Genomic DNA, 6737 nt, shown 5'->3' with positions numbered 1-6737 from the left:
CGTTAACGGAGAATGATCTGCTTGTTACCGAAAGCGAATACAAAACACAAACCGCCACGGTTTTTAATGATCGACATCAGTCACAGTATGATCCTGTACGGAGAAGACCGGATCACTCCCGCCAAAATGGTGGCAATGGCTCTTGCGGAGATGATCAGGCGAAAATATCCAAAGGACAGTCTCGATATCATTGTGTTTGGAAACGATGCCTGGCCGATACAATTAAAAGATCTGCCGTATCTGCAGGTGGGACCTTATCACACCAATACAGTTGCTGGTTTAGAATTGGCCATGGACTTGTTACGCAGAAGACGTAACCCCAACAAACAAATTTTTATGATAACCGATGGTAAACCTACTTGCTTAAAAGTGGGTGCCCGTTATTATAAAAATAGTTTTGGTGTGGACAGAAAAATTTTAAATCGTTGCATGAGCCTTGCTACACAATGTAAAAAAATAAAAGTTCCTATCACTACATTTATGATTGCTACCGATCCTTATTTACAAAAATTTGTACAGGAGTTTACAGAGTGTAATAATGGTAAAGCTTTTTTTGCAGGATTGGATAAATTGGGATCGTTTATTTTTAAAGATTTTGAGAGCGGGAAAAGAAAGACGGTTTATTAATTTTACCCAAAGATTATTTGTTTGTGCCTTTGGCACAAAACATTAGCCACAAAGGCACGAAGGCACTAAGGTTATTTCTTCGAAATAAAAAACAGCCAAATAATGTATTCACAATTATCAGAAAGGGAAGAGTTTTTAGGAAAGCAAATTGTAGATGCTGCTTATAAAGTACATAAAGAATTAGGCCCTGGCTTATTGGAGAAAATTTATGAGGCCTGCTTTTGTTATGAATTAGAAAAGAAAGGTATCCCTTACAAAAGGCAGATTGATTTGCCTTTCTTTTACGATGATAAATTCTTTGATGAAGGATTGAGGCTGGATGTATTTGTTGATCAGTTAGTAGTATGTGAATTGAAAGCAAAAGATATTTTGAATGCCCTATGGCTGGCACAACTTAAAAGCCATCTTAAATTAACAAAACTGAGATTGGGGTATTTAATTAATTTCAATGTTCCTTTAATTAAAGATGGCATTAAAAGATTTATTCTTTAAATTATTAAAAGCCCACAAAACGGCTTGCCGTTTTTCTTTGTGCCTTCGTGTCTTTGTGGCCAAAATTGTTTTACGTAGTAAAATAATAAACAAAGCTTTCATCAAAAAGTAAACAATTCTAATTTATCAACACAATACCAATTTAGTGATTTATAAAAAATAAAAATGGACAATAACAAAATCAAAACACTCGGCGAATTAAAGAAAAGCGGCTATGTTTCAAAAAGTATCAAACAGGAAATCCGTGATAACCTTATTAAAAAAATTAAAGCAAAAGAAAATCCCTTCCCTGGTATTTTGGGTTACGAAGATTCGGTGATACCGGATACCGAAAGAGCATTATTATCGCAGCATAATATTTTGTTTTTGGGTTTACGTGGCCAGGCAAAAACCCGTATGGCAAGGCAAATGATTGAGTTGCTGGATGAATATATTCCCATTGTTGCAGGTAGTGAAATTAATGATGATCCGTTGAAGCCGGTATCTAAATATGCAGTGGACCTTATTGCAGAAAAAGGTGACGAGACACCCATTGCATGGCTGCATAAAAAACAACGCTACGGCGAAAAATTGGCAACACCAGATGTAAGTGTGGCTGATCTAATCGGTGATATTGATCCTATAAAAGCCGCTAATTTAAAATTAAGTTTTGCAGATGAAGGTGTATTGCATTACGGCATTATTCCAAGAAGTAACCGCAGCATTTTTGTAATAAATGAATTGCCCGACTTGCAGGCAAGGATACAGGTTTCGCTGTTTAATATTTTAGAAGAAGGCGATTTGCAAATACGTGGTTTTAAACTGCGGCTACCGTTAGACGTATTGTTTGTATTTACTGCCAACCCCGAAGATTACACCAATCGTGGAAGTATTGTTACTCCATTAAAAGACCGTATTGAAAGCCAGATACTCACCCACTATCCAAAAAGTATTGAAACCTCATTAGCCATTACCGAACAGGAAGCTGGCATTAGTGAAGAACAATCTTCAAGAGTAAAAGTGAGTGATTTAATAAAACGTTTAATTGAGCAGGTGGCTTTTGAAGCAAGAGGCAGTGAACTGGTAGATAAAAAAAGTGGCGTGAGTGCAAGGCTTACCATCAGCGCTTATGAAAATGCAGTGAGTGCTGCAGAACGCCGTGCAATTATTAATAATGAAAAAGAAACACAGGTTTGGTTGAGTGATCTGATTGGTATCATTCCATCAATAACAGGAAAAATAGAATTGGTATACGAAGGTGAGCAGGAGGGGCCGTACCAGGTTGCTTTTAATTTATTAGAGAAATCTATCCGTACGCAATTTGGTTTGTACTTTCCTAATCCTGATACTTTAAAAAAGAAAAGAAGTAAAGAAGCAGTACCGGATGATAATCCTTACAAATCGATCACACGTTGGTTTGATGCAGGTAACAGCCTTAATAATTTTTTTGAAACTAAAGATGAAGACAAAGTGCAGTTGCTGTATAAAGTTGATGGCTTACATGCGCTGGTGAAAAAATATTTTAAATCGGCAAATGAAAAAGAAAATGCATTGCTGATGGAATTTGTTTTACATGGCCTTGCAGCACATTCTTTAATCAGCAAAAAAGTTTTAGAAGGTAAAATTGAATTTAAAGATTTGATGGGCAGCATGCTTAACATAGGCAGCCAGCATTTTAGTGAAGAAGATTTTAATGAAGATGATTTTAATTGATAAGAAAAAATAAGATTTATAAAAATGCCGCAATAAAAAAATTGCGGCATTTTTTTATTGAAGCAATTAAAATTTATACCCAAATGCAATGCCTGCGTAATAAGGAATAAAAAATCCTCTGCCAAAAACAGGATTTATTGCGGCCCTGAAAAAGAAACCTCCATCTTTTGGTTGCATACGGTAACCAAAATTTAAATGGCCGAATGTGCTGCTGAAATCGCTGTTGCTGGTGCCATCGTTGGCATTTACAATTGTAGCACCAGCTCCCAATTCAAAATAATGCTTACTATCTTTTCCTAAAAGATAGTTTAAACCTAAAGGAATAAAAATCAGGGTTGCCCTATCCGTACCTGTACCAATACTAAATCCACCAAAGCCTACTCTCCCACCAATACCACTTTCTGATTTGGTAAAACGCATATCGTAATTAATAGATGCAAGACCCGGACCGCCAATCTCAAAAAAAACTGCCTTGGCAGGTGAAGTAACATCTGCATCACCTTTTCCATATTGACCATTGGTGTTTAAAAATAGTAAAGTGATGATGAGTACAAAAAATAATTTCTTCATAATGTTAATTTTAAGTTTAAGGTTAAGTTATTATACAGACGATTACAATTATTAAAATGCTGCTTAAGTTTTTTGTTAAATAATATTAACTTCTCTTTCTAAAACTACTCCAAATTTTTCTTTCACGCTGGTAATTATCATTTCGCTTAAATTAAATATTTCATCGCCATTAGCTTTGCCGTAGTTAACCAGCACCAATGCCTGCTTTTCGTGGCAACCTGCATCGCCTTTTCTGTAGCCTTTAAAACCACACTGCTCAATTAACCAGCCCGCCGCTAATTTTACATTGCCATTGGGTAAGTTGTAGCCAACAATACCAGGGAACTTTGAATATAGAATGTCTAATATCGAATGTGTTACTTCGGGATTTTTAAAAAAACTTCCGGCGTTACCAATTTTTGATGGATCAGGTAATTTAGATGTTCTAATATTTATCACCGCATCCGAAATTACTTTTATACTTAATTCTTTTACGTCCATTTTTTCCAACTCCTGTTCTATTGCTCCATAAGACGTATTGAAATGCGGAATTTTATTTAGTTTGAAAATTACATTGGTAATTATAAACTGGTTTTTATATTTTTTTTTAAACACACTTTCCCTGTATCCAAATTCGCAATCGTTTAAAGTAAAGTGGTGTATTCTTTTTTCTGTAAGATGAAAAGCCTCTAGTGCATAAAATACTTCTTTTAATTCCACCCCATACGCTCCAATATTTTGCATGGGGCTGGCACCCACATTACCGGGGATAAGTGATAGATTTTCTACGCCTGCAAAATTATTGTTGATGCAATACAGTACAAACTGGTGCCAGTTTTCGCCTGCGGCGCATTGTACGTAAACATAATGTTCATCTTCTTTAATAATTTTTATGCCCTTTATTTCATTTTTTAAAACCAGACCATCAAATTTTTTGGTAAAGAGAATGTTACTTCCGCCGCCGAGAATAATAGTTTGGGGTTTGGCGTTTGGAGTTTGATGTTTATTAAAATCCAGCAGTTCATTAATTTTTTCAACTGTATTGAAGGTTGCAAAATATTTTGCAGTTACATCTATACCGAATGTATTTAATTTTTTGAGAGAGAAATTTTCCTGTACCTGCATTTTTAATGTATAATATGGACAAAGCTAAATAGAAATTTTTGGTTGAATGGAGCGTCGCCAATGAAGTCAAATAGAATTACAACTGCCTGTCACAAAAAACTTACAACATAATTTGTTACAGCCTCCTGCAACCGCCGTCAGGGTTTATAACCGCTGACGGGGTTGTATCAGTTCGTATCAACATCTACAACCACATGTACACTCTTATAATTTTTTTCTCCCGTTAATAAATTAATATGGTTGCGGATAACTTTTTTATACGTCATACTCATACCATATTCTTTAGGCAGCTTAATTAATATTTCCTTTAAATACTGGTTGCGTATGCGGTCAATAACCGGTGCTGCAGGGCCAACAATATATTCTTTTAAATCCTGACGAAGCAGAGCAGCAAGTTTATCAGCCGCATTGGCAACAACTGTTTTGTCTTTATGTTTTAAAGTTAATAAAACAATACGGCTGTACGGCGGATAAAAAAATTGCTGCCGGTTTACAATTTCGTTTTGATACAAACCTTTATAATCGTGTTGCTGTACCAATTGCAATACGGGGTGCTTTACATTGGTGGCTTGTATAATTACTTTACCCTGTATTTTTTTTCTGCCGGCACGGCCACTCACCTGCTCCATCAATTGAAAAGCACGTTCGTTAACCCTGAAATCGGCAAAGCTTAATAAACCATCTGCATCTAAAATGCCTACTAAATTTACTTTATCAAAATCCAAACCTTTTACCACCATTTGAGTACCCACTAAAACATCAATCCGTTTTTGTTCAAACTGCTGTATCAAAACATCGTGGGCATTTTTTCCCCGCACGGTATCCATATCCATTCTCGCCACTTTTGCATCCGGGAAAGTTTCCTGCAATTGTTCTTCAATTTTTTCGGTGCCGAAATTTCGCTGTACAAATTTATCGCTACCGCAAGCGGCACAGGTATGCACCGGCGGATAAGTAGTGCCACAGTAATGACAAACCAGTTTATTGCTGAGTTTATGAAAGGTCAGTGACACATCACAATATTTGCATTGCGGTATCCAGCCACAGGTGCTGCAAACCTGGTAAGGGGAATAACCCCGACGATTTTGAAAAAGAATCACCTGCTTGTTTCTTGCCATCACCTCATTCACTGCTTCCACCAGTTGCGGTGACAACATCACTTTCGTCCTGTCCTTCTGCATGATTTTCCGGGTATCAATCATTTCAATAGGGGGTAGTTTCAAATCGCCATATCGCTGCAGCAGCTCCACTAACCCATATTTGCCGTTGCTGGCATTGTAATAACTTTCTATCGAAGGTGTGCCACTACCGAGCAATGTTTTGGCACCAAACAATGAAGCAAAATAAATGGCTGCATCTCTCCCATTGTACCTTGGCGCCGGTTCCTGTTGTTTATAGGAAGTATCATGCTCTTCATCACAAATAATCAAGCCTAAATCCTGGTAAGGTAAAAAAACAGAAGATCTTGCGCCGAGGATGACTCTTAATTCGCCATTCTTTACTTTATTCCATATTTCCACTCTTTCATTCTGTGAAAACTTGGAATGATAAATGCCGATATATCCACCAAAATGTTTTTGCAGCCGTCGTATGATTTGTGAAGTGAGTGCAATCTCCGGCAACATGTATAATACCTGTTTTCCTTGCTTTATATATTCTTCAATCAGTTTAATGTAAATATTTGTTTTGCCGCTGGAAGTAATACCGTGTAATAAACAAACTGGTTTATCTCCTAACAATTCCTGTGTTTGTTCAAAAGCTTTTTGTTGCGCTTCCGTCAGTTCAAAATCAATCTGAACATTTTTTGGCAAATATTGGATACGGTCAACGGTTCTTTTTTCTGACCGGAGTATTTTCTTTTCCACCAGGCCTTTCAACTGTGCATCTGAAGCTCCTGATTTTTTCAGCAGGGATGATTTTATTACTTCTCCCTCTGTTTTCACCAGGTGCAGGTAACTTAACAATAATTCCATTTGCTTGGGAGCTTTTGTCCAGTTGTTCAGCAGCTCAGATAATTTATCTTCTTTATCGTACTCCGGGTTCAACAGCACATAGGTCTCTTTCTTTGGTGTATAGGTTTGTTTGAGCGCTTCCCAGACAAAACAAACTTTTTTATCGATCAGTTTCTTTACAACAGGGTAAACATGAGAAGCATCCAGTATTTGCTGCACTTCGCTTAAATGCAATTCCTTCTTTAGTTCCAGGGCTTCTGCTACCAGGTATTCTTCATCATTAAGGTTGCTGAAGTCGGG

General features: G+C 36.9%; 6 protein-coding genes. 3 read left to right on the top strand and 3 right to left on the bottom strand.

Annotated elements, in window-relative coordinates; all coding sequences use genetic code 11:
- Positions 1 to 66: 66 nt before the first annotated feature.
- From ACY651_RS10595 to ACY651_RS10585, 3 genes are all read left to right on the top strand, one after another.
- Positions 67 to 627 carry a VWA domain-containing protein gene (locus tag ACY651_RS10595; RefSeq protein WP_462252478.1) on the top strand — a complete coding sequence of 187 codons (561 nt, stop codon included), beginning with the start codon at positions 67 to 69 and terminating at the stop codon, positions 625 to 627.
- A gap of 102 nt (positions 628 to 729) precedes the next feature.
- Positions 730 to 1119, top strand: coding sequence for a GxxExxY protein (locus tag ACY651_RS10590; RefSeq protein ID WP_462252476.1), 390 nt, complete (start codon positions 730 to 732; stop codon positions 1117 to 1119).
- 165 nt (positions 1120 to 1284) lie between these two features.
- Positions 1285 to 2811 carry a magnesium chelatase gene (locus tag ACY651_RS10585; RefSeq protein WP_462252474.1) on the top strand — a complete coding sequence of 509 codons (1527 nt, stop codon included), beginning with the start codon at positions 1285 to 1287 and terminating at the stop codon, positions 2809 to 2811.
- Positions 2812 to 2877: 66 nt separating this feature from the next.
- Here the strand turns inward: ACY651_RS10585 and ACY651_RS10580 are convergent, their stop codons facing one another.
- The 3 genes from ACY651_RS10580 to priA form a co-directional block, all read right to left on the bottom strand.
- Complete coding sequence (locus tag ACY651_RS10580; RefSeq protein ID WP_462252472.1) at positions 2878 to 3381, bottom strand: hypothetical protein; 504 nt, start codon at positions 3379 to 3381, stop codon at positions 2878 to 2880.
- Between the two features lie 75 nt (positions 3382 to 3456).
- Positions 3457 to 4485: a UDP-N-acetylmuramate dehydrogenase gene (murB, locus tag ACY651_RS10575; protein WP_462252470.1), complete on the bottom strand. Its 1029-nt coding sequence runs from the start codon at positions 4483 to 4485 to the stop codon at positions 3457 to 3459.
- A 167-nt stretch (positions 4486 to 4652) separates the two neighbouring features.
- Positions 4653 to 6737 (bottom strand): replication restart helicase PriA (gene priA, locus ACY651_RS10570; RefSeq protein WP_462252468.1); only part of this gene is annotated, 2085 nt, incomplete at its 5' end.

This window comes from Ferruginibacter sp. (assembly GCF_031391665.1).
Taxonomy (GTDB): Bacteria; Bacteroidota; Bacteroidia; order Chitinophagales; family Chitinophagaceae; genus Ferruginibacter.
The sequence above is the reverse complement of the archived record's forward strand: the minus strand, read 5'-3'. Positions and strand labels throughout refer to the sequence as shown.